The following is a 23,314-nucleotide window of genomic DNA, read 5'->3' as shown; positions in this document are numbered from 1 at the left end:
ACGTGATGCTCAAGCGTGAGATGTTCGGCCGTGCAGGCTTCGCCCGCACCCGCGACGAGGGGCATCCGCCGGGGCGGACGCCCTCATAGACGTCTGAGTTCTCCGTCAAGGGCAACTCCAGCACCGGATACAGGAATAGCTCCATGGCAAGCATCCGTGGTGCGCAGCCTGCACGGACGCGCCCCCGAGCGTGCGCCCGGCGGCGGCTCTGCGCCGTGCTTCCAGTGCGCCCCAGCGGGTGTCTTGAGCGAAGGTCCACAGCTCCATCACAGCGTTTCCAGATGGCTCCAGTCCGGCGTTTGTCGAGGTCACGGCACTGATACCCCCGTCTGGCGGCGGCAAGGGTGCGTCCCCGGCCACGTCAGCCACTTCTAGTCACAGATCAAGTGCACTGCGTTATTAGTGCAGGTGAGGGGGATGAAGAGCACGACTGGGGGCCGAAGCCGCTGCCCCGCTCAACAAGTGAAAGGACACTCGTGAGCCACTTCTCGCGCACCACCAGGCGGGCCCTGGCCTTTGTGAGCGCCGCTCTCCTGTCCGGGGGGCTTGCCACGACGACGGCCGCCGAAGCGCACGCCGCCGCGGCGTCGGAGATCATCATCATCGACGGCTACACCCAGACGGTGAGGGAATCGTCGGGAACCCCGGTCGCGTGTCCCACCAACCAGGTCCTGCTCGGCCGGGCGCACTACGGCGACGAGAACGGGAACACCACGTACTACTGCGGTCTCATCCTCATCGACGGACAACAGGTCCAGGTGAGCGCGCCAACCTGGAGCAGCTCCCAGAGGGAGAGCAACTCCTTCTTTGCGGCCCCGCCCAACGAGGTCCTAGTCGGCCGGCAGCACTCCGGCGACGAGAACGGCCCGACCCGGTACGCCACCGCCTCGATGTCCGTCGGGGGACGTCAGGTCGAACTCACCTCGGACCGCTGGAGCCCGGAGCAGAGGGAAAGCAACAGCTTCTCCAAGGCGGGCGAGTACGAGGTCATGGTCGGCCGGCAGCACTCCGGCGACGAGAACGGCCCGACCCGCTACCAGTACGCCCGCATCGCCGACTGACAGATCGAGCGCCAGGCGGTTGCCCTCCAACACTGCCGTCAAGGCAAGAGCCAGAGGCCCTGTGGATCACCTCCACAGGGCCTCTGATCTTCAACACGCAGGGAACGCACCTGGTCGGACAACACCACTCACGCGATCCACGAGTCGCAAGTTCTGCGCATTGAGCGCGTCCATGAAGCCCGCCCGCGCGAGACCGCGTGGACCGTGGCGGCCTACGAAAGTCCCGTCTCGAATCGTGTGTGGCACCTCACGGTCATCGGTGCCACCCCCGCACCCATCGTCCACGCCCTGCTCACCGCCCTAGATGAATGAGTCCGATTCTCAGTGGCCGGGCTTGCCGGCGCCCTGGTGCTCGACGGCGGATGAACGGGGCGTCGATGCTCACTGCACGGTGACGAACAACAAGACGACACGGATCACTGTGATGGCGATGCCCGGACGCCTTGTCGCCGATCCCCGTAGTTGAGGTCGAGAGGTCAGAGGGCTGTGGGTCGGCCGATGAGTGGGCCCCGGCCATCGCCTGGATCCCGCAGGAGCCGCAACAGCGGCTCCCAGGTGGCGAAGTCGTTCAGCGCGGACAACGAGGACCTCCAGACCCGGGGATCATGACGACCGCGATTATGGCCGCCACCACCGACAGGCGGCCGCTGCTGCCGGGCGCCTGGCCCGGTTCGTCCAGTCCCAGGGCGTGCTCGACGACTCCTACTGCTTCTTCCGCTGAGTCACCCGCGGTCGCGGCTGCCCGAGGACTCGAGTTCCGCGTCCGGCTCGGTCTGATCCGCTGACCGGGCGGCGGGCTGGGCCTGGCGCGGGGCCAGCGCGGGCAGTGCGCGGCCCAGGCGGGCGAGGGCGGCGTCGAGGTCGGCGAGCGGCCACTCAGCGGCCGGGGCGTGCCGCAGACCGAGCGCCGTGCCGGGGTCGGCGAGCCAGTGCCACAGCGCCGTCACGGTGGCGGCGGTCGCGGCCACTCCCGGTGGGTGGCCGGGCACCGCGCCGAGAGCGGTGAGGGCGCGGACCGGCGCGCGGCAGTCGTGCAGGGCGTCTGCCAGGTCGGCGCGATGGGGTCGTCCGTGCCGTGTGCCGAGCAGGCGCCGGTGGAGGCGGTGTGGCCGGGCGACGGACTCCACCGCGTCGGCGGCGCGTTCGAAGCGCAGCAGCGCCTCATCGACCGGGGTGCCGCTGTGGTGGGCGTCGAGGAGCGCCGCCAGCGCGCGCAGTGTGGCGCTCAGGTGCAGTCGCAGCACCTCGCCGGCCCGCACGGGTGCCACGAACCAGCCCACGGCAACGGCCAGCGCCGCGCCCATGGCGACGGCCTGAACCCTGATCAGCAGCAGGTGCGCGGCCGAGTGGCCGAAGTACTCGTGCAGCAGGGACATCAGGGTGGTCAGGGTGGCGGTGAAGAGCGCGTAGCTCCTGGCGCGGAACCCCGCGGCCGTGGCGAGGACCGCGAAGATCACCACCAGGCCCAGGGTCCCGTGCGGCTGGACCACGGCGGCCAGACCGGCGGCCAGCAGCGCGCCGCCCATCGCTCCGGCGCCCCGTTCGACGCCCCGCAGGGCCAGATCGCCGCGGCCGCCCCGGTCCAGGCCCACCACCAGGGCCGTCACGACCGTCCACCGCCAGTGATGTCCGAACAGCCGGTGGCCGACGGCGAACGCAGCGGTGAGAGCGACAGCGGTCTGCACGGCGGCCCTCGTGCTGACCGACAAGCCGGCAGGGCGCCGCTGGGGCAGCGGTGCCACCGGCCGCCGAGCCGGCCCGGACCTGCCGGCCACCCGCCGGCCTGCCCACTGCACCGCGTGCACCCACCAGAAGGCCGTGAAGCCGATCACGGCCACCCAGGAACCGGCCGGCCACCACCCCCGGGTCGCACCACCGTGTGGAGTCATCAGCGACGCGAGCAACGCGCGCGGAACCATCGCGCCCAGCCGCACGGCCCTGGCCCCGAACCGCCGCGCCCAGGCGGAGACGGTCATCAGCGCGACGAACAGGCCGGCGCCCACGACGGGCTGACGCGGCATCCACCAGACGACCCAGGTGCCGACCGCCATCAGCACCGCGAACGCGGCAGCCGATGCGAGGCCCTCACCGCGCGGCTCGGCACCTCGCCGCCCGCTCAGAAGGAACGCGGCCGCGGCTCCCGGCACGGCCAAGGGCGCCACCGGCGAGCCCACGAGGTGCGCGAGCGCCACCGCGGTGGCGATGGCGAGCAGGACGGCGCACACCGCGGTCAGGGCATCGCGGATGGCGCGCACCGGTGACGTGGAGCGGTGGCGCATCAGTGTGGCAGGCTGCCGTTCTCAATCCCATGACGTGGCGGGGGCAACTCCTCGGCAGCACGCACCCGGTCCTTGAGCCGGTCGATCAGGAGCCGCCGACGCACCTTGCCAAGCTCCGTGCGGGGGAACTCGCTCACGTGCTCGACCCGGACGGGCAGGTACGACTCGTGGAAGCCGAGCCCGGCCACGTGGTCGCGGAGTTCGCCGAGGTCCGGTGGCGTCGAGCCGACCACGACCGCGCACGGGACTTCGCCGCCCTCGGCGTCCGGCCAGGGCAGCAGCACCGCGTCGTCGACTCCGGGGTGGGAACACAGAGCCTCTTCGACGTCGGCCACCGGAATCTGCCATGCCCGGCCGACGCGTCCGGCGCGCCGTCCGATGAACCACAGCGCGCCCTGCTCGTCGGGCGCCACCACGTCGCCCGTGTCCAGCCATCCTTCGTCGTCGGCCGGTGACCAGATGACCTGCCGGCTGGCACGGCCGATGGTCGCCAGACACACGCCCGGCCCGCGCACGTACAACCGGAAGGCGTCCGTGTCCCGCGTCCGGCCGTCCGGCTCCAACCGGACTTCTCCCGCGCCCCTCATGCGGCCGAGTCGATGCCCCGCCTGATGCTGGGGATCATCCGCCGAGGTGGAGATCACGTGGCCGCACTCGGTCGTGGCCCAGATGCTCAGCACGACCGGGCAGAGCGTCCCACGCGCCTGCGCCACGAGCGCCGGGGACAGCGGGCCACTCGAGCAGCGGACCGCTTGCAGGCTGGAAAGGTCACGGGCCTGGCGCTGCTGCTCCTCGGTCAGGGCCCGCAGGGCGCCGGGCGTGGTCCACAGCTGGGTGACGCCGACCTCCTCGATGAGCCGCAGCCAGCACCCCGCCTCGCGGCTGTCGCTGTAGAGCGTGGGGACGTGCCGGGCCGTCGTACGAAGCACCCGGCTGAACCCTCCGATGAACGTCATGCCCGCACTGGTCGCGTGGAGCCGTTCGGCCTCGGTGGGCGCGCTCAGCAGCGATCCGGCGTTCAGCGTGTTGGCGCTGTGGGCGACGAGGTGGGGGTCGCCCGTGGTGCCGGAGGTGAGCAGGAGTGCGCACACCTCGTCGGCGCCGAGCGGCTCGCCGGGAGCCGTTGCGGGACGTTCGCCGCTGAAGGCGCCCTGCAGGCTCTCCGCCGCGGTGGCCGCCGCGTCACCGATGACGATGCGATGCCGCAGCGCCGGCAGCCTGCCGGCCTGTTCGGCCAGTCGGCGGCCGTACTCGACGCCGTCCCAGCTGTCCGGCACCACGCATGCCACCGCCCCGGTGGCGGCGAGCATCCGCTCCACTTCCTGCGGCCCGAACAGCAACGGCATCGGGGCCACCACCACGCCGGCCCGCAGACACGCCACCGCGAGGACGGCCGCCTCCCACCAGGCCGGCAGCTGGTACGCGACGACCTCGCCGCGACGAACCCCAAGCTCCCGCAAGGCCCCCGCGACAGCATCGGCGCGCGCATCGAACTCTCCGAACGACAGCGTGACCAGCCTGTCCTCCAGATGGCGCCACGTCAGCAACGCCGTGTCATCGGGTCGCTCGAGCGCCGCAGCGCGCAGATCGTCGGAGAACGTCGCATCGCGCCACCACCCCCGCTCGCGATAACGGTGGGCGACCTCAGCGGACGGAACCACCGAATCCAGCACGACACGCATACGAACCCCGGACACTTTAGGTAGGCAATCAATTTCGAGGAGTGATGGTACTGGCTCAGGCTGCACCCGGCGCACTCTGCTCGAGCGCACGCGTGCCACGGGCGAGTTGATCGACCGCCGTTCGAGGGGGCGCCAGCAGCAGCTGCGGCGGCACGGACCGCAACCAGTCGCGTGCGCTCTCCGCGCGATCGGCCGGGACGCCGAGGACGGCCCGGTAGTACCCGAGGTGGAAGGGCCCGCGGTTGGCGGAGTTGCCCGTGAAGCAACGCAGCTCGGTCCCCACCGGAGCCGGCGGCAGGACCGCATCGTTGCGCACCGGCAGTTCGAGCGCCACCTGCTCGGCCCGGCACGGCGGCACGGGCTCGCCGAGGGCGGCGGCGACGTGTGCGGTCTGCGGGTCCACGCCCGAGCTCGTCCAGCTCAGATTGGACATGCCGCTGAGCCGGCCGTTGATCTCGATGATCTGCAGCCGCCCGTCATCGCCGACCGCCAGGTCCATCTGCCACGGGCCCGCCGGGCCGAAGCCCGCCGCGATGTCCTCGACGACCCGCAGCAACTCCCGGTGCGCCTCGTCCGGCATCGGCGCTGGCGCGACCCGGGCCCGCTTCCCGGGTGAGCAGTCACTGTCGAGCCGCCCCATGGAGGCGACCGGCCAGACAACCGTGCCCGAGGGGGTCGTCAGCAGCTCGACGCCGAATTCCTCCCCCGCCACGACGGCCTGGACCAGGACCGGGAACCGCACCTGCTCGCACGCCTGTCGCAGGGACCGGCCGTCCGACACGTAGTGACGGCCGGCGAACGGTTCGCTGCACGCTTCCTTGACCATCGCGGGCAGTCCGATCGTCTCGGCGGCAGCCAGAACGGCCGCCGGTCCGTCGCAGACGACTCCCTGCGGGGTCGGCCAGCGCCGCTGCCGCGCGACCGTGTGCAACCACACCTTGTCGGTGGCGAGTCGCGCGAACTCCCCGGAGTGCGCGAGCATCCGACGCCCACGCGCCCGCCAGGCGGCCCCCACCCGGGCGTAGACCGGGAGCATGCGTTCCTGGCCGATCTGGCCCAGGTTCGCGACGGCCAGGTCCGCGTCGTGCTCGCGCAGCAGCGACAGCAGCCCGGCGTCCGTCAGTTCGGCCGGCAGCTTCGCGCAGCTGGCCTCCCCGCCCAGCAGCTCGTCCAGATCCACGAAGCTCAGGACCACCACCTCCGCGCCGACGCGCGCCAGCGGCGGCACCATTCGGTCCGCACGATGTTCGCCCAGCAGAACAACTCGCATGTCACACATCCCAATCGAACGCATCGGGCCCTGGCAGCCGGATTGCTTCAGCGGTGAGCCGACCATGGCCGAATTCCTGCCCTGGTCCGCGGCGGCTTCAGCCCGGCAGTATGTAACGGGCAGGGCGCCCCGCAGGACTTGGCGAGCGTCCGTCTCCTCCCCTCTGCGGGTGACTCGATTCACCCCACGGGGCTACAGTCGGCGGAGATCCGCGACAAGGCCCAACTGGGTTCGCGCCGTCCCGAATAGCATGGCCGACGATCGTGCCCGCGCTTCTCGGGACGCGGTCGGCAGCACACCACTCGGCGCAGCACTCGGCAGACAAGAGGACATGATCTCAGCCAGCGGATCACAGCCGGCGGGCCGCATCCCGTCCCTCGTCATCGTCGGGGCTGGGCCCCGCGGCACCGGAGTGGTCGAACGCATCGCCGCCAACGCACCGGAGCTTCTGGGCCCCGAACAGCTGGATCTTCATATCGTCGACCCCTATCCACCAGGCGGTGGCCGGACCTGGAGGCACGAGCAGTCACCACTGCTCTGGATGAACTCCAGGGCCAAGGACGTCACCATGTACACCGACGACTCGGTGACGATGGAGGGCCCGGTCAGGCCCGGCCCCACGCTCGCCGAGTGGGCAGCCCGGGCCGCACCGCCCCTTTCGTCCCCCGAGCTCACCACCGAGGCAAGGGAGTTGACCGCGCAGAGCTTCGCGAGCCGCCGGCTGCAGAGCGCCTACCTGCGCGAGGTGTACGTGCGGGCGATCGCCGCTCTGCCGCCGGGCATCACTGTCCACGAACACCGTGCGACTGCCGTTCGCCTGGCCGGCCCGCGCACCGGGCGCCAGCGGGTCTGGCTCGACGGCCGGGCCGACCCACTGACCGCCGACCTCGTCGTGATCGCCGTTGGTCACTTCGCGTCGGAACCCGACGACGAACAGACCACGCTCGCCGCCTTCGCTGCCCGCCACGGCCTGGTCTACCTTCCCCCCGACTTCACGTCCGAGGCCGACCTGAGCGTCCTGCTGCCCGGCACCTCTGTCCTGGTACGCGGCCTGGGTCTCGCCTTCACCGACCTGATGGTGCTGCTCACCGAAGGCCGCGGCGGGCGCTACACGGACGACGGCTCCGGGAAGCTCACCTACCACCCCACCGGCCGCGAACCCGTCCTTCACGTCGGCTCCAGGCGCGGAGTGCCCTATCACGCGAAGATCGGCTACGGGATGCTCGGTCGACCACTGCCGCCGCCACGCTACTTGGGGCCGGCTGCCATCGACGAGTTACTGCGCCGCCCCGACCGCATCGATTTCTCGCAGGACGTGCGTCCCCTCGTCGCCAAAGAGCTGGGCTTCGCCCACTATCACGAACTGTTCGCCGCACACCCCGAGCGCACCCGCCTCACCTGGGACGCGTTCGACGTGAAGTACGCCGCCTGCGCGCCGGGCAGTGCCGAACTCCGCGCGCTGGTCGAGTCCTCGGTACCCGACCCGAACGACCGGCTCGACCTCGACACCCTTGACCAGCCGCTCGTCGGCGTCAGGTTCCCTGACGCCCAGTCTCTCCAACGTGGTCTGCGCGCCTACATCGAGGCCGACCTCACCCGCAGGGACGATCCTCGACACAGCCCCGATCTTGCGGTGATCCGCCGTCTGTTCCCCGTGCACCGCCAGCTCCGGCGGCTGGAAGGCATCGGCCCCTGGTGGTACGGCTTCTTCAGTTACCTGGCATCCGGCCCGCCGGCTCCGCGGCTGCGGCAGCTGCTCGCGCTCTCGCGTGCCGGGGTGGTCCGGTTCCTCGGTGCGGGCACGACCATCGAGGCCGACCCGGTGCGCGGTGTCTTCCGGGCGCACAGTGCAAGCCTGCCCGGCCGCGTCACCGAGGCCCGGACGCTCGTCGAGGCCAGGCAGCCGCCACCGTCCATCCCGCGCGCCCGGGAACCCCTGCTCCGCTCTCTTGGTGCACACGCCCGCGTGACTCCTCGCGGACTGCTCGTTGTCGCCCCGGCCGACGGACGCGTGCTCGACCGCGACGGTCGGCCCCACCCCCGGCGCTTCGCGCTCGGACCGTTCACCAACGCCCGCATCCCAGTGGGACTCCCGCGGCCACGAGCCAATGCCGCCAGCCTCCGCCAGAACGACGCGACCGCACGTGCCGCGCTGACCTTCCTGCGCGCGCTGCAGCCATGAGGGGCGCTCCGGCAACCGGGGCATCCCGCTACCCCGTGGAGCGCATCAGGGTCACGCTGCGTCCTCGGTTCTCGATGCCCACACAGGTGTTGACGAGGAACGGAGCCAGCTTCGGGGTTGCCCGGTCGGCGCCGCTGCGGGCGTCGAGGACGACATTGCCGTTGGTCGTCCGGCCGTACACCGCTCCATGCCACACGGCGGTGACCTCCCGCACGAGTCGTCCTTCCGGCGCCTCGGTGATCGACCACAGCCATTTCATCGATGTCGCTTCTAAGGTCGACCGGCAATAGGCGCTGGTGAGGTGGCCCTGACGGCAGAACGGGCACGGGTCCACGCGATCATGGAGTTCTCTACGCTCAGTGATCACGAAGGACAGGCGTGCCCGCGCTGCCATCTTGCCTGCTCGAACCCCTCTGGGACCAATTCGCCGCTCTCCTGCCCGCACGGCCGGAGTTCGCTGCGGGCCACCCCCTCGGCTGCCACCGCCGCAGGGTCCCCGACCGCACCGTGTTCGAGCATGTGGTTCCCGTCCCTCGTGCTCGTCAGACCCTGTGTACTGGGTGGGCAGGAGGGCTTGAAGGCAGTGTTCCGGTAGCGAGTGCTTCGGACCGAGCTTGGGATCGATCTCCACGGCCAGGTGGTCAGTGCTGGGACGGACGTGCGCGATGCCGGCCGGGTGAGCGCAGTAGTCGCTAGTGCCGCCCAATCGCTCGAACACCGCGGCTTCCAGACGGGTCTGGTCTCGGCTGGCGGCGGCTGGCACCGGGTCTTGTCCATGGAGGAATTGGAGGTGCTGGAGGCTGGCCTGGTGCCCGATGCCAGTGCAGCGGGAGCGGTAGCGGGCCTTCTGCGTGAGGATGTCGCCGTGGCTCATCAGTGTTCCTGAACTGCGGACCGTCCGACCCCGGTACGCACAGGTAGGTGCAGATTGCCTTGTGCGGCTGGATTCGAGGGTCGGGGCCTGACTCCTTCGCATCCGCCAGTAACGCTTCAGGGCATCTGGTCGGAGAGAAGCCCTGCGGATGCTGGCCCACTTACTGATCATTTCAGAATGAGGTTGGCTCTCAGGCTTGGCAGTTGGGCTGGTGGGCGGCAGAGTTCTGCGGGTGTCGGATGATCTTGTGCCTGATGATCTGTGGGATCGTGTCGCTGCGCCGCTCCCTCCTCGCCCGCCGCGGCGTCGGCGGTACCCGGGTCGGCTGCCGGCGGATGACCGTGCGGCTCTGCGCGGGATCGTCTACGTGCTGCGCACGGGTGTGACCTGGGCGGACGTGCCGACCGAGACGATCGGCTGCAGCGGGGTGACGTGCTGGCGGCGCCTGCGGGACTGGACCGAAGCCGGCGTCTGGCCCCGCCTGCACGAGACCCTCCTCACGGAACTCCGCAAGGCCGGACTGTTGGACATGGAGGACGCCGCGGTCGACGGCTCGCACGTCCGGGCCCTCAAAGGGGGGCTCACACCGGACCTTCGCCGGTCGACCGCGGCCGCCGGGGCAGCAAACACCATGTGATCACCGACCGGCACGGAACGCCCCTTGCAGTGTCGGTAACCAGCGGAAACCGTCACGACGTCACCCAGCTCATGCCCCTGCTGGACGCGATCCCCCGCATCCGCGGCCTGGTGGGCAGACCACGTCACCGACCACGGCGGCTGTTCGCCGACCGCGGCTACGACTACGACAAGCACCGGTGGCTCCTCCGCGCTCGCGGCATCACGCCGAAGATCGCCCGCAAAGGCACCGCCCACGGTTCCGGCCTGGGCAGGACCAGGTGGGTCGTCGGGCGCACCTTCGCCTGGCTCCACCAGTTCAAACGCCTGCGGACCCGCTATGAGATACGAGCCGACGTCCACCTCGGACTGCTCCAACTCGCCTGCAGCATCATCTGCTTGAGACGACTCCGAACCTCATTCTGAAATGATCAGTTAGTGTCCGCAACCACGAAATCATCATCCAGGCCGGAAAGTCCCGCGCGGATGCCCTGGCCAAGAAGATCCCCAAGCGGCCTGGCAGCAGGTGCCTGCCGGAGCCGAACCCGGAGCCAAGGAGCAGACTGGGCTCGGCACCACCCCCTCGCCCTCTGTCCAGCACGACGCCCCTACGGACCCACCGAGTTCGAGGCCGCTCGGTGTATCGCGGATGGGACGTGCGCTAAACCACGAACGCGTTCACCCGGCCCGCGGCGATCTGGGCCTTGCCGGCGACGGCCTGGGCGACCGCGGGCCTCGGCGTCTCGTAGTTGAGGCTCCAACGGTAGCCGACGAACAGCTTGGTGCTTGGGTCGGCGTAGAAGACCATGTGGCCGTAGCCCACGCCGGGCATGGGGGTGTAGCCGACGTCCGGGTTCTCGGTGTACATGCCCCGTGTGTCGGGATAGGCGAGGTAGCGGTCGATGCTGGACTGGTTGGTCACCGTCACGTCGCCGTGCGGGTGACTGGTGCAGTCGACGATCTGGAAGAGGTGCGGGACGACGCCCGCAATGTTCAGCTTGCTGTCCCAGGAGGAGGCGTAGGTTCCCAGGTAGGAGCGGATCATGACCGTGTGCCCCGTGGCCTCGCCCGTGGCGTCCGGATCGGTGTTGATGTCCCAGGCCACGATGTCGCCCGGACGCAGGTTGATCGGCTTGGTCACCTGATCGAAGTGCGGCACATTGGCGGCGTTGAGGAAGCCCGCTTGCAGGTCCTCGGCGGTCGGGTACGACCCGCTGCCCCGGGGGGAGCCGTCCTTCGGCGGGAAGTACTGGTTGAAGTAGTCCGGGGTGGCCCACCCGTAGGCGCTGCCGGTGCCGTAGGTGTGCTCGAGCAGCGACGTGAGGAACGAGGAGCAACGCGAGAGGTTCTCGAACTCCTCCGGATGTCCTGGCCGGCCCCACTTCACCGTCGTCGTGCCCAGGCTCTTGCCGTCGACCAGGTTGTACCGGTTGTGGTTCCAGTGGTCGCTGCCTAGTCGCAGGTACTCCACCAGCGTCTCGGCCTCCAAGAGGTGCGGCGGCTTGAGCGGGTATCCGGCGGCGGCCGCCGGCTCGGCCGCGACGGCCCGGGCTGGGGAGACCACCGATCCGGCGGTCGCGGCGAGCGCCAGACCGGCGCCACCGGTCAGCACATGACGGCGGGAGGGCCGTGCGGAGCTTGTGGGCATGGCTGTTCCTTTGTGGAGGACTTGTGTTCGGTCTGCCGCACCTTACCCAGTCGTGATCTTCGAACGGAAGCCAAATCTGCCGCGACAGCCGGTGTCGCCCCGGTCTTCGCTTGGTGCGGCTCCTGCGGTGGTGCGAGGCTGGGGGAAGAGATGTCCGACGAGGGGGCTCTTACTGATCGTTTCAGAATGAACTTCAGAGACAGCGAAGGCAGATGATGCTGCAGGCCAGCACGAGAAGGCCCTGGTGAAGGTCAGCCCGGCGCTCGTGCGGATGCGGAGTCGTTTGAACTGGTGCAGCCAGGCAAAGGTGCGCTCGACCACCCAGCGCACCTTGCCCAATCCGGAGCCGTGGGGGATGCCGCGCCTGGCGATCATCGGCTTGACACCGCGCTTCCACAGCAGGCGGCGGTACTTGTCGAAGTCGTAGCCTCGGTCGGCATACAAGCGTCGGGGCTTGTGGCGCGGGCGTCCGCGCAGTCCTCGGATTGGTGGGACGGCGTCCAGCAGCGGCAGGAGCTGGGTGACGTCGTGTCGGTTGCCGCCGGTGAGCGTGACGGCCAGCGGGGGTACCATGCCGGTCGACGATCACATGGTGCTTGGAGCCGGGGCGGGCGCGGTCGACGGGTGCGGGGCCGACACGATCCCCCCTTTCAGAGCCCGGACATGTGAGCCGTCGACGGCACAGTCGTCCAGGCCCAGCAGGTTCGCTCGCCGGAGCTCGGTCAGCAGGGCGGCGTGCAGGCGGGGCCACACGCCGGCTTCGGTTCAGTCCCGCAGCCTGCGCCACGCCGTGACTCCGGAGCAGCCCACGCTCTCTGCTGGCACGTCGCGCAAAGCAACTCCCGTCCGCAGCACGTACAGCACGCCCGCGAGCGCCGCCCGGTCCGGAACACGCAGACGTCCGGGGTAGCGACGGCGCCGTTCGGGAGCGGGCGGCAGCAGCGGGGCCACGCGTTCCCACAGGGCATCCGGAACAAGATCAGCGCGCATCCGCACAGCCTGGCGAAACAAGATCGCCTGACGCAAGATCGCGAAGTCTCTGAGGCCATCAGCAAGATCGGCCCGTGACTTCGTTCTGGCAGGATCGACGTATTGCCGATGCCGCTTTCGCCGCGGCTTGCGCCGCAATCGGACACGGCCCCGATGAGCGTCACGAGGAAGCTCGCGGGACAGCATTCTGGTGGACCAACAGCCGTCCTGCATGGCCCCACGGGGTCGTCGTGTTCTGGCGGCACGGCCACGACTGGCAGTTCATCCCCCTAGATCGCGATGAGAACCCAATCCCGAGCCGCGCTGAACAACTCCATTGGCCGGCCGAGCTGTCACCAGACGAAGCCGCCCGGCGGGTCGCAGAACTACTGGGGGACCCCGCCTGACGTGAGGTGGAGCCCGACGCAACTGTCATTCTGAAACGATCAGTTAGAACTCCTAACGAAATGATCTTCAAGGTGGTTGGATCACTCCGGGACTGATGATCCGGGGGTGCTGGGTGGCACGGCCGAAGCCATGGGAAGTCGACGGCGAGCTATGGGCGGTGATCGAGCCACTGCTGCCCAAGGTCGAGCGTCGGGCCCGGCACCCCGGGCGCAAGCGGCATCCGGACCGGTTGGTGTTCCAGGGCATCCTGTTCGTCCTGCACACCGGGGTTGCCTGGGAACACCTGCCGCAGGAACTCGGCTTCGGCTCGGGCATGACCTGCTGGCGCCGACTGGCTGAGTGGACTTAAGGCCGGTGTGTGGTCCCGGCTGCACAAGGCCCTCCTGGCCAAGCTGCGCAGTGTGGACGCCCTGGACTTCTCCCGGGCGGCCGTCGACGGCTCCCACATCCGGGCGTTAAAAGGGGGTCCAAGACTGGACGAAGCCAGCCCCGTCGACCGGGGCAGGACGGGCAGCAAACACCACTTGATCACCGATGCCACCGGCATCCCTCTGGCCGCCACCCTGACCGGTGGCAACCGCAACGACGTCACCCAGCTGATCCCACTGCTGGAGGCGATCCCGCCGGTACGGGGCAAGCGCGGCCGTCCCCGTCGCCGCCCCACCGTGGTCCTGGCCGACCGCGGCTACGACCACGACAAGTACCGCCGTCTGGTCTGGGATCTCGGCGTGAAGCCGCTGATCGCCCGCCGGGGAACCGAGCACGGCTCCGGACTTGGCACCCAACGCTGGGTCGTCGAGCGCGCCTTCGCTCACCTGCACTGGTTCCGCCGCCTGCCGATCCGCTGGGAGATACGCGACGACATCCACGAAGCATTCCTCACCATCGGATGCGCACTCATCTGCTGGCGCCGCCTGAGCTCAGCTGTCGCCCGCTAGTTTTTCTGCAGGGTGCGGGTGACACCCGCGATGACGGCGGTCGTCAGCACCCAGCCGAAGGCGATCAGCAGGTAGGCCAGCCACTGGAGGGTGTCGTTCGGCCAGTACCAGGCGGTGCGCTGCCCCAGACCACCGATGGGGATCAAGAGGTCGAGCGTGTAGACGAGCGGCTGGAACGCGGCGCCTTCGCCTCGTTGGACTGGAGTGGGGGCATGAGTGCTGAAGGACAGCGTGCCCAGCAGGGTCAGCACGAGGAGCCAGACGCCGGCAAGCCAGGGGCGGTAGCCATAGCCGACGGTCACGTCGAGCAGGTGCCCCCACGCACGCGCGGCCGGGGGCAGAGTTTGGCGCCGGTGGCGCTGTCTGGCCAGGAGTACGCGGCGGGCGTCGTCGTCGTGGCCGGCCTTCCGGTACCAGCTCGCCAACTGCTCATAGGGCTGGGGGTTGTAGCCCGGGCTGCGTCGTATCCACGCCACGCGGCGGGCCACGGAGTCCCGCCGCCCCACTGCCTCCCGCCGCTCGCCTGCCTCGTCCACCTTGATGGAGCCATAGGCGAAACCGTCCAGCTCCACCACATCCGGCCAACTGTGCGCGCTGTCGTGAAGGTAGGACACCTGCGCGCCCCGCAGGTCCACGGTGCCGGACGGCGATCGGGCGAGGGTGAAGTCGAAGTCGACGGCCTGCATCAATAGGGCGACCAGTGACGGGCCATGGCCGTCGGGCGGTCCGTTCAGGACGGCTCCTTCAAAGGTCAAGTTGTCCGAGATCCGGGCACCCCGCAGCCGTACGGTCCCGTTGGCGGTGAACCCGTCCGAGAAGTCGAGCGTCGAGGCCACGGCGTTGTCCAGGGCGAGCGCCACCCCGCGCCCGCCGGGGCGTTCCAGTAGTGCGCCCCGCATGTGCAGTCCGCCTGGCATCTGTGCCCCCATGAGACGGACTTCACCGTGCGCGATGAATCCGTCCACGCAGTAGACGCCGCCCTCCGCGACCATTCCGCCAGCGGACACTGCCCACTCCCCAGGTGCGGTGATCTCGGCGCCGCTGAGGTTCACGGCGCCGCTCACGTGGGCGTTGATGAGCGACAAGGCGGTGACCCTGCGGTGGAAGGGCGAGGCAGAGCCGCTTTCCAGGCGAGAGCGCCGCAGGTCGAGGCGCCCCTCGATACGGATCAAGCCGGCTTCCATGCCCGGCACCCGGCTGCCCACGATCGCAATCGACTGGGTCGACGCTCCGGAGAGGTCCACGCCCTCCTCGAACCAGCAGTCCTCAAGCCAGAAGGCGTGAGCGATCTGCGCGCCGGCCAGGTAGAGGTGCCCGGATATCCGAGCCCCCGCGAGCCTCAGGCACGGGACTGCGCCCGACTGTCCGGTGTTCGCGCCCTGGAGGAGGGCCACGATCACGGCGGCCCGAACCGTCCGCCCGGGGCCCCACTGCCCACCTTCGGCGACACGATCGTCCTCGAGCACACCCGTGCGCAGATCCACGCGGCGTCCCTCGGGGAACGCATCCCATAGCTCACGCTCTGGTGAAGTCAACTCGTCGTATGAGAGCACTCATGCAGAGTAGTGATCTTCCTTCGTGCTCGCCTCGCCCTGCCACGCGAGAACCCGAGGCCGGCGCATTCTGTTAGGAGTTCTAAGCGCCGTCACTTCCTCCGTGCGTTCACACCGAGTGGGCCACATAGAAGGCGAACCCCCGTCGCCGCAGATCCAACGCGCCCGGATCATCCGCGAGTTGACTCTCGGAAAACACCCACAGGTAGACCGGAACGGCCAGATCGGACCGCAGGTACCACCCCGCTTGGAGCGGCGCCCGAGGGGAATCGACCTGCGGGACAAAATCGGATGAGTATCCGGCGGGAGGCTGCGCCGTGAACTCCAAGAGTGGCTGGCCGGACTCCCGACCCGCGTCGATCAACGCCTGAAAGGTCCACCCGCGCGACGGCACCCACGGGCCACCGAGTTTGATCACGGAGGGCAGTTGCTCGTGCGGGGCAACCCCACCGGTGTGCCGGGCCCGCGACGCCGGCTTCTTCTTCCTCTTCTTCGGCATGCGCCGGACAGTAGCGCCCCCCTGACAACGGCCCGCGCCTCGAGCAGTGGCCAGGTGAAGCGCGCCGCCACTCGTGCGGACTGGTTCCTCACATCGTTGCGTTGCCGTGCGTCCGCGCAGCGCAAGGTCCGCCCCGATGCTGCGGCCGCCTCCGTGTTCGCTGATGCGCCAGTGTTGACATGTGGTCGGCAATGCTCCCCTTCGGCAGCGCCCCGGCTGAAGCCTGGCGCCTAGCGAAGCCCATCCAGGACGTCCTCGAGCAGGTGGAACCGGACGCGTTCCTGTTCAAGGCGCACGTGATGGCCGAACTCCCCGTCCACAAGGCTGTCGTAGACGTCGGCTTCGTCCGGTGTGAGCGTCCCGAGGTGCTCGTGGGCGGGGACATCTTCCTTCACCCACTGCCCTCGATGCTCCAGGAGAATGCGCCTGTTCATCAAGATGGACTGGGTGTGCGGGAAGGCCCGGCGGAGCCGGTCGAGGATGGTGAAGCCGTGGGTGTCCAGGTCGCCCCAGTAGACCAGGCGTACGTCGTGCAGCCAGGCCAGGGCGGACAGTTGGGTGACGGCATAGCCGCCGCCGTGGATGACGATGCTGTGCGGCTGGTCGGGGAAGGCGAGGTAGGTGGTTTCGTTTTCGACGACGTACACGGTCGTGATGCCGTGGGGCGGCGCGGTGAACTCGTCCGCGCGCACGGTGAGTTCGCTGAAGCCGCTCGGCGAGGCGCTGCCCAGTATCCGGAACCGTAGGTAGGCAGGCTTGCGCAGGAAGCGGAAGCGGGCGGCGAAGTCGGTGCGCGCGACCTCGGTGTTGATGCGGTCCTCGGGCATGCAGTGCTCGAGCAGGGTGGTCAGGATGGCACGGTGGTGTTCGATGAACTTGGTGTCCACGCCGGGCACGTCGAGCTGGCGCAGGTAGACGGCCGGGCCACGGTAGTCGGTGATCCACCGGACCGTGGCCTGGAGGCGGGGCCAGTCGGCTTCCCGCTGGGCGACCTTCATCGGGTGGTCGGCCATCCACGCGGCCAGCGGGGGCAGGCTCTCGCGGGCGGCGGCCAGGAGGGAGGTGTAGCGGGTGACCGTGTTGGTGACGCCGAGGAGTTGGAACAGGTCGTCGCGGTGGTCGATCCAGACCCGGGCGGGGGCGTTGTTCACGCCGGCGAGGCGTCCGCCGAGCTTCCGGTACTCGATGCGCAGGTGCCGGTGTTTGTCGGGGGCCCATGAGGTGGCCCAGGCGAGGACGTCGTCGTAGTGCTGGGTGATGTCGCCTGCCCTCGGGCCGCGCAGGGGGATGGCAAGTGGGTCGAAGTCCGTACCGGCGGCGAGCTGACTGAGGAACTCGCCGCGCTCCCAGCGTTTGCGCAGGCGGGCGACGACGTCGCGGGGTGTGGTCCAGGTGGGGGTGGAGGTGGCCGCCATGTCAGTGGTCCTGTCCGGTGGCGGGCTGTCCGGCGGCCAGGGCGTGGGCGAGGCGTTCTCGGCGGTACTGGGCGACAGTCAGGGTACGCAGGCGGGAGTGGTGTCCAGTGGGGTTGTCGACGAAGCCGACGGCGGACACATACGGCTCGATGACGTGGATCTTCTGCAGCGGGGTGACGATAAGGAGCTGCAGGCCCAGGCGCTTGAAGAGGTCCAGGGCGAAGCGGGCGGATTCTTCGGAGCCGCGCCCGAAGGCTTCGTCGATGACCACGAAACGGAAGGTGCGGCTCCTGCTGGCGGTGGTGTCGAGCTTGAACTGGTAGGCGAGGGAGGCTGCCAGGATGGTGTAGGCGAGTTTCTCCTTCTGCCCGCCGGACTTGCCGCCGGAGTCGGAGTACACCTCGTACTCACTGTCGTCCTCGCGGCGGCGTTCGCTGGCGCTGAAGACGAACCAGTAGCGCACGTCGGTGACGCGCCTGGTCCAGGCTCGGTCGGCATCCGTGTGGCCTTCGCGGCCCTTGAAGCGTTCGATCAGGCGCTGGACCTGGTGGAACTTCTCTTCCGAGTACAGGTCGGAGTCGTCACCCGAGAGGACGTCGTCGGTGCAGGCGCGCAGTTCGGCAGTGAAGTCGCGGATCTCGGTGTTGGGGGTCTTCTCGGGCTGGAGCATGATGTAGCGGCCCGGGTTGTAGTCGATGTCGGCCAGCGACTCGTTGATGGTGGTGATCCGTTCGCCGATCTCATCGGCCCAGTTGTTCAACTGCGCGTGGAATCCGGCGATTTCACGGATCACGTTGGTCTTCAGGTAGGTGCGGAACTGCTCTTCGAAGCGCGGCAGGTCGTCGGCGACGAGCTGGCGGTGCAGGGTGCGGTAGCCAGCGGCGGAGGCGACGGAGTCGTCGAGCTCGTTGGTCTCGGCCGGGTAGTCGGTGCGGAAGGTGCGCATCTGGGAGGCGATCGCCTGGGCGAGGCGGGTCTGCTCCTTGCTCCACCGGTTCTTTCGCGCCGTCCCCTCCTCACGCAGCCGGGTCTCGGCGCGGGCGCACTCCTTGGCGGTGGCGCAGGTGAGTCGGGCTTCGGTCAGGCGTTGTTCGAGGGCGGGGAAGTGGGCCTGGGCGTCGGTGGCGGCCGGCTCGGCGAGGATGACGCGTGCTTCGTCGCGGGCGCGTTCGGCGGCGTCCCGTTCCCCGTCGATGCGGCCCCAGCTCTGGGTCGCGCTCGCGTAGGCCGCTTCCTGCTGCTTGATCTCACCGGCGATCTTGTCCAGTTGGCGGGTGAGTTCGTTCAGGTCCTTGGAGTCGGCCTGCAGGCGCTGCTTCTCCTCGGTCAGCTCGGCAATGTGCCGCACGACGGAAGGCCAGTCGATCTCGCTGAACTCCCCCATGGCCGCCAGCCGGTCGAGGACCTTGTCGCGGCTGATGGCATCCTCGTGGGCGGCTTCCAGGCCGCGTTTCGTGTCGGCCGTCTCGCGCTGGGCTGCATGGACTTTGCTGGCCTGGTCCAGGAGGGCGTCGATCTTTGCCTGGTTCGTCCAGCCGAGCACGTAGGTGCTGCGGTCGTCGATGCGGGTGGTGTCGTTCTTCTCGTGGCGGCCCCGCGCCCCCTTGATCAATCCCTGTGCGGTCATGGCGAGTTCGGCGTGCCGCAAGTCGTCCATGGTGGCCACGCAGGTGTGCGAGGCCCGGCGTTCGAGTTCGCCGGCCAGCCACTCGGCGAAGGGCGAGTCGCCGCGGATTTCGAGCTTGGTGAACAGCGCGGTCGAAGGGGCCGGCTGGGTGCGCCGGGCCGGGGTGTGGTCGGGGACACGGAAGTAGACCAGCTTCGTGCCCAGGTGGTGGTCGTTGATCCACTCGGAGACGCGGGCGTACTGGCCTTGGGGGACGACGAGGGACAGTGCGAAGCCGCGCAGCAGCCGCTCGGCGGCGCCGGCCCAGGTCTGTTCTTCGTCGCGGACCTGGATGAGTTCGCCGACGAAGGGCAGCGTGCTCTCTTCGATGCCGAGTTCCTGGCACAGGAGGGTGCGAACCTGAAGCTGTTTGCGGGGGATGTTGCTGCGGCGGGAACGCAGGCTGACCAGGTCCTCGTTGATGTCCTGGGCCTGCTGGTGAAGGCGATCGGCCTGAACGGCGAGCTCCTCCAGGGCCGCTCGCGTCTCCTTCTTGTCCGCGGCGACGTCGTGTTGGGCCCGGGAGATCTCCTCAAGGCGGTCGGTGAACTGAGCCTGATCACTGACCGGGGCCAGCCCGGCCTGTTCCAGCAGGTGGGCGTGGTCGCGGGCGAGCCTTTCGCGCGCGATGCGCAGCCGCTCCGCCTCCTCGATCTGGCGTTCCAGTTCGCCAAGGCGCCCGCCACCCAGGCCCTCACGCTCAAGTTCCCGCCGGCGTTCCTGGCCGCGCAGCCGCTCCAGCTCCTCCTGGGCAGCCTTCTTCTCATCCTCCAGACGCATCAGCGACCGTTCCAGCTCGGCGCGTTCGGCCTCGTGGAGAACCGCCGTACGCGCGGCCATGAAGTACCGCAGCGCAGCCTGCTCGGCATCGGCTTCCTCGATCCGGGCGGCCAGGCCCTCGTAGGTGTCGCAGTCCGCGAGCAGCGGGGTGAGGGCCTCGATCTGGGCTCGGGCCCGCTGCACGGAGTTGTAGGTGGTGGTCAGGGCGTCGAAGTGGCTGACGATGTTATCGGTCATCGCGGCCGCATCGAACGGCTCGAGCATGTGGCTGCGCACGAAGTCGTCCAGGCTGCCCACCGACTTCATCGACACCGTCTGGTGGAAGAGCTCCAGGGCCTGTTCGGACTCGATGCCCATCCGGCGCCGCAGGTCCTTGCTGTAGGGCGGGAACGACTTGTGGACACGGACATCGCTGGCTTCGAGGCGCTTCTTCAGGGCTCGCACTTCGGTGCCGAAGTCCGCGAAGTCACCGGCCACGGACAGGACCCGATCCGCGACCAGGAACAGCCGTTCGGGGCTGGTGGCGTTGGCGTCAGGCAGCCAGAACACCTGGCCCACCGTGACGGTCAATTCCAGCGCGGCGTTGTGGAACACGCCCAGGATGACCGAGTAGCTGCCGGGCTTGCGCAGCGCCACCGGCTTGGTGGCTCCGGTCTCTTCGTTGCGTTCGGACTTGTAGTGGCCCAGCACATAGGAGCGCAGGCTGCGCTCGCCGCTCTCCGCTCCGGCGGCCCGGTTGTAGGCGATCTTGCGGGCGGGCATGAACAAGGTGGTGATCGCGTCCACCAAGGTGGACTTGCCGGAACCGATGTCCCCGGTCAGCAGCGCGTTGGCGCCGGCGAGGCCGAACGACCACACGTGCTTGTCGAACGTGCCCCAGTTGTAGACCTCCATGCGCTCCAACCGAAACCCGGCCGCGGCGAATGTGGCGGGGATGGGCGGGTCGGCAGGGCCAGACTGAACGGGGATCACTGCGTCTTCTCCTGAACGATGTGGGAGGCCGCGTACTGGGCCAGGTTGGTCTCGAAGTCGGCGAGCCACTGCCCGTCGACGAAAGCTTTGATGATCCGCTGCACCTCGAACAGCTGCTCCTGTCCGCGGGCGCGGCGCAGGAACTGCAGATCCACCACCTTGTTGATGTGGCCATCGATCTGGTCGACCAGGCGCGCCTCGTTACTGCCGGCCGGGAGGAACGTACGGATCATCTCGACGATCTCGTCCCGGGTGATCATGAGGCGGGTGCCGTCGGCGCCGGCGTCGAACTCCGCGAGCCGCTTGCGCAGCAGCACGATCAGCAGACTGACGGGGTAGGACAGTGAACGGCGCGGAATCAACCGCGGCGGCGCCATGCGAGGGTCCCGGACAGCGTCCTCGTCGTCGGGCATCGACTGCAGGAAGGCGTAGCCCTCCATCTCGTCGATCACCACGCGCAGCCCCATGACCTCGACGTAGTCCTTCACCCGAGCACTCAGGTGCACCAGCGCGTCCCAGGCCCGCTCGTGCTGGTCCCGGAAGACCGGACCCTTGAGCAGCTGGTTGACCGGCAAGGAGAGGGTGTACGGCTGTGGGGCGGGAGTGGAAGGCGTCGTCATCGCCCCTCCTTCTTCTGGTCGGTGGCCCATGCGATGCCGGGGTTGATGCGGGCGAAGGTAACGACGGGCACGGTGGCGACCTGCTGGACGTCGTCCTCGCCGATCCACGTGATCTCTTCTTGGCGGTGGTCGTCGAAGACCGTGGCGAACCGGTCGTCGGGCAGCGCGAAGTAGGCGACCAGCTCGGCGAGCCCCTGCTCCAGGGGGTGCTCACGCAGCGTCTCGGCCAAGGACACCTGCGTGCGCGCGCCGAGGGCGTCGTGGACGGCTGCCGTGAGCCGGGCGGGATCGACGTAGACCGCCTCGAACAGCGCGTCGGCGGCGAACTCCTCGTCCCCCGCTTCGATGCCAGTGCTGTCGATCGGTGTCTTGACCAGCGGCGTATACAACGGCCGTTCCATCGGAAGCGCGATGGCCGGGGCCGCTGCGTCGATCTCGGCGACCAGATCCACGCCCGGCACGTCTCGCAGCGCCAGTGCGTGGGTCTCGATCGCGCGTACCAGCTCCAGGACACGGCGGTCTTCCGAGCGCACCTGGTCATCGAGGAATCGGCGTAGCTGATCCGACAGCTGTCGCACGGTGGCCTGGGTGCGCTCGGCGGCCTCCAGCCAGTCCCGGGGCATGCGTCGCATGCGCGGATCGGGTTCGTCGATGGCCTCCATCGCCTCGACCTCGGCCAGCAGCGTCTTGAGCTCGTCCTGACGGCTCGGCGCGAGCAGGAAGTCGTAGAACGCCTGGAAGGTCCGGCCCTGGTCCGACTCCGCGATGCTCTCGCGGCTGCCCAGCACCTCATCCAGCAGTTCGCCCTTGGCCCCGTCCCAAGCCGCGATCTTGCTGCGCAGATCGCGGTCCAGATCCCGGAAATTCGCCTCGACCTCACGGAAGTCGGCCAGAAGCCCATGCGCCGTATCGGTCACCTGCTGATAACGGTCCCGCAGCGCCGCGCTGTCCAGAACGTCCACCTCGCCGGCCTCAACCCGCTCGATCTCCAGGTTGATTTCGTGACGGCGCCGCCTGAGTTCAGCCAGCCGCGCCTCCGGATCGGTTTCCGTCCCGAACGTCATCTGCCGCAAGAGATCGAAGATCGTATTCAGGCGCGACTCCGTACCGACGAACGAACGCTCCTCAAGTGACCTGATCCACGAGATGGCCTTCTCGACCGCGGCCGTGGCGTCATAGTGCGGCTCGTCCGAATCCGGCGGGTAATACTTGCGCAGCCAGCCGTTCCCTGGCGCCGACCAGTCGTCCAGATACGCCTTGGCGGACTGGGGAAACGTCCCGTGCCCCAGCCGCTCATTGAGCGCGAACAACTCGTCATCCAGCCGCTCGACAAGTTCCGCACCAGCAACCGAGCGCGCCCCCTGCTCGACGAACACCTTGTTGAGGAAGCTCAGCATCAACGCCGCGTTGTTGGCCGTCAGCAGCCGCCACGCTGCGCTCTGCTTCCGCAAGGCGACCAGGCGGTCGTAGTCCAACTCCATACATCCTCCCCTCTCACTACCCCAGGAGGTACGACCGCATTTCCCCACCAACAGCGAGAACGCAAGCCCCACCCGACAGGCACTCATGCCCGCGCGGCCGCGCACAGGCATTCCGTGCCGGCCACAAAGAACCGTAGAGCCCACCACTGACAACGGGGATTCGCAGGACAGGCGACCGGATGGTTCACAGGCAGCCCCGGGGAAGGAAGGCAGCAGGCCAGAGGGCGTACAGATCTGGATTCCGGATCGTTCCCGATCCTCACCCCCACAGCATCATGCGAACGAAATTTCGAATCTCTTCCTGAAGACTTCTTGCTCGCCCGCCGATCTGCCAGCATCCTGCGGCATCAAGTCTTAGCCATGCCGCCTGCCGGACTCGGGGCCGCGCTATCGAATCTTGAT

16 protein-coding genes and 2 pseudogenes are annotated in these 23,314 nt (G+C 68.9%); 6 read left to right on the top strand and 12 right to left on the bottom strand.

Annotated features, from left to right (window positions below; all coding sequences use genetic code 11):
- Window positions 1–476: 476 nt before the first annotated feature.
- Together ACZ5DS_RS07910 and ACZ5DS_RS07905 are read left to right on the top strand one after the other, a co-directional pair.
- Complete coding sequence (locus ACZ5DS_RS07910; RefSeq protein ID WP_468235035.1) at window positions 477–1,061, top strand: hypothetical protein; 585 nt, start codon at window positions 477–479, stop codon at window positions 1,059–1,061.
- Between the two features lie 135 nt (window positions 1,062–1,196).
- A complete protein-coding gene (locus ACZ5DS_RS07905) occupies window positions 1,197–1,373 on the top strand; it encodes an SPDY domain-containing protein (RefSeq protein ID WP_468235129.1) in 177 nt (58 codons plus the stop codon).
- A 410-nt stretch (window positions 1,374–1,783) separates the two neighbouring features.
- Here the strand turns inward: ACZ5DS_RS07905 and ACZ5DS_RS07900 are convergent, their stop codons facing one another.
- The 3 genes from ACZ5DS_RS07900 to ACZ5DS_RS07890 form a co-directional block, all read right to left on the bottom strand.
- On the bottom strand, window positions 1,784–3,340 hold the full coding sequence (locus tag ACZ5DS_RS07900) for an FUSC family protein (RefSeq protein WP_468235033.1): 1,557 nt from the start codon (window positions 3,338–3,340) through the stop codon (window positions 1,784–1,786).
- Entirely contained in the window at window positions 3,340–5,013 is a 1,674-nt protein-coding gene (locus tag ACZ5DS_RS07895; RefSeq protein ID WP_468235032.1) for an AMP-binding protein, read from the bottom strand. Before ACZ5DS_RS07895 ends, ACZ5DS_RS07900 begins: the two co-directional genes overlap by 1 nt.
- Window positions 5,014–5,077: 64 nt before the next feature.
- Entirely contained in the window at window positions 5,078–6,292 is a 1,215-nt protein-coding gene (locus ACZ5DS_RS07890) for an ATP-binding protein (RefSeq protein ID WP_468235031.1), read from the bottom strand.
- A gap of 331 nt (window positions 6,293–6,623) precedes the next feature.
- On the opposite strand from ACZ5DS_RS07890, the gene ACZ5DS_RS07885 reads away from it, so the two are divergent.
- Window positions 6,624–8,474, top strand: coding sequence for an FAD/NAD(P)-binding protein (locus tag ACZ5DS_RS07885; protein ID WP_468235029.1), 1,851 nt, complete (start codon window positions 6,624–6,626; stop codon window positions 8,472–8,474).
- A 28-nt stretch (window positions 8,475–8,502) separates the two neighbouring features.
- Here ACZ5DS_RS07885 and ACZ5DS_RS07880 read toward each other — a convergent pair whose 3' ends face one another.
- Window positions 8,503–8,733, bottom strand: a complete 231-nt coding sequence (locus tag ACZ5DS_RS07880) for a hypothetical protein (RefSeq protein ID WP_468235028.1) — start codon at window positions 8,731–8,733, stop codon at window positions 8,503–8,505.
- 119 nt (window positions 8,734–8,852) lie between these two features.
- Here ACZ5DS_RS07880 and ACZ5DS_RS07875 point away from each other — a divergent pair.
- A pseudogene (locus ACZ5DS_RS07875) lies at window positions 8,853–8,999 on the top strand (IS5/IS1182 family transposase); the annotation flags it as partial.
- Between the two features lie 581 nt (window positions 9,000–9,580).
- Window positions 9,581–10,389, top strand: a protein-coding gene (locus ACZ5DS_RS07870) for an IS5 family transposase (protein ID WP_468235027.1) whose coding sequence is annotated in 2 segments (ribosomal slippage) — window positions 9,581–9,920 and window positions 9,920–10,389 — 810 coding nt in all. Because the reading frame shifts where the segments join, the coding sequence is not laid out codon by codon here.
- Window positions 10,390–10,624: 235 nt separating this feature from the next.
- Here the strand turns inward: ACZ5DS_RS07870 and ACZ5DS_RS07865 are convergent.
- Window positions 10,625–11,611, bottom strand: a complete 987-nt coding sequence (locus tag ACZ5DS_RS07865; protein WP_468235025.1) for a hypothetical protein — start codon at window positions 11,609–11,611, stop codon at window positions 10,625–10,627.
- Between the two features lie 193 nt (window positions 11,612–11,804).
- Window positions 11,805–12,601: pseudogene (locus ACZ5DS_RS07860) on the bottom strand (IS5 family transposase).
- Window positions 12,602–13,082: 481 nt separating this feature from the next.
- Here ACZ5DS_RS07860 and ACZ5DS_RS07855 point away from each other — a divergent pair.
- A protein-coding gene (locus ACZ5DS_RS07855) for an IS5 family transposase (RefSeq protein ID WP_468235024.1) occupies window positions 13,083–13,926 on the top strand; the annotation gives its coding sequence in 2 pieces (ribosomal slippage) (window positions 13,083–13,334 and window positions 13,336–13,926; 843 coding nt in all).
- Here ACZ5DS_RS07855 and ACZ5DS_RS07850 read toward each other — a convergent pair.
- The 6 genes from ACZ5DS_RS07850 to ACZ5DS_RS07825 all read right to left on the bottom strand — a co-directional run bounded on the left by ACZ5DS_RS07850 (window position 13,923) and on the right by ACZ5DS_RS07825 (window position 22,912).
- The gene (locus ACZ5DS_RS07850) at window positions 13,923–15,479 is read right to left on the bottom strand and encodes an oxidoreductase (RefSeq protein WP_468235023.1); all 1,557 of its coding nucleotides are present in this window, start codon (window positions 15,477–15,479) and stop codon (window positions 13,923–13,925) included. The two genes, ACZ5DS_RS07855 and ACZ5DS_RS07850, sit on opposite strands and share 4 nt — an antisense overlap.
- Before the next feature lie 109 nt (window positions 15,480–15,588).
- Window positions 15,589–15,978 (bottom strand): hypothetical protein, encoded by a 390-nt coding sequence (locus ACZ5DS_RS07845; RefSeq protein WP_468235022.1) that lies wholly within the window; start codon window positions 15,976–15,978, stop codon window positions 15,589–15,591.
- A 230-nt stretch (window positions 15,979–16,208) separates the two neighbouring features.
- Window positions 16,209–17,393: a Wadjet anti-phage system protein JetD domain-containing protein gene (locus ACZ5DS_RS07840; RefSeq protein ID WP_468235020.1), complete on the bottom strand. Its 1,185-nt coding sequence runs from the start codon at window positions 17,391–17,393 to the stop codon at window positions 16,209–16,211.
- 1 nt (window position 17,394) lies between these two features.
- On the bottom strand, window positions 17,395–20,733 hold the full coding sequence (locus tag ACZ5DS_RS07835) for an ATP-binding protein (protein WP_468235019.1): 3,339 nt from the start codon (window positions 20,731–20,733) through the stop codon (window positions 17,395–17,397).
- Between the two features lie 74 nt (window positions 20,734–20,807).
- A complete protein-coding gene (locus ACZ5DS_RS07830; protein ID WP_468235018.1) occupies window positions 20,808–21,431 on the bottom strand; it encodes a DUF4194 domain-containing protein in 624 nt (207 codons plus the stop codon).
- A complete protein-coding gene (locus ACZ5DS_RS07825) occupies window positions 21,428–22,912 on the bottom strand; it encodes a DUF3375 domain-containing protein (RefSeq protein WP_468235017.1) in 1,485 nt (494 codons plus the stop codon). The genes ACZ5DS_RS07830 and ACZ5DS_RS07825 overlap by 4 nt, the downstream gene beginning before the upstream one ends.
- Window positions 22,913–23,314 lie beyond the last annotated feature (402 nt).

This window comes from Streptomyces sp. NPDC031100, from assembly GCF_055570785.1.
The sequence above is the reverse complement of the archived record's forward strand: the minus strand, read 5'-3'. Positions and strand labels throughout refer to the sequence as shown.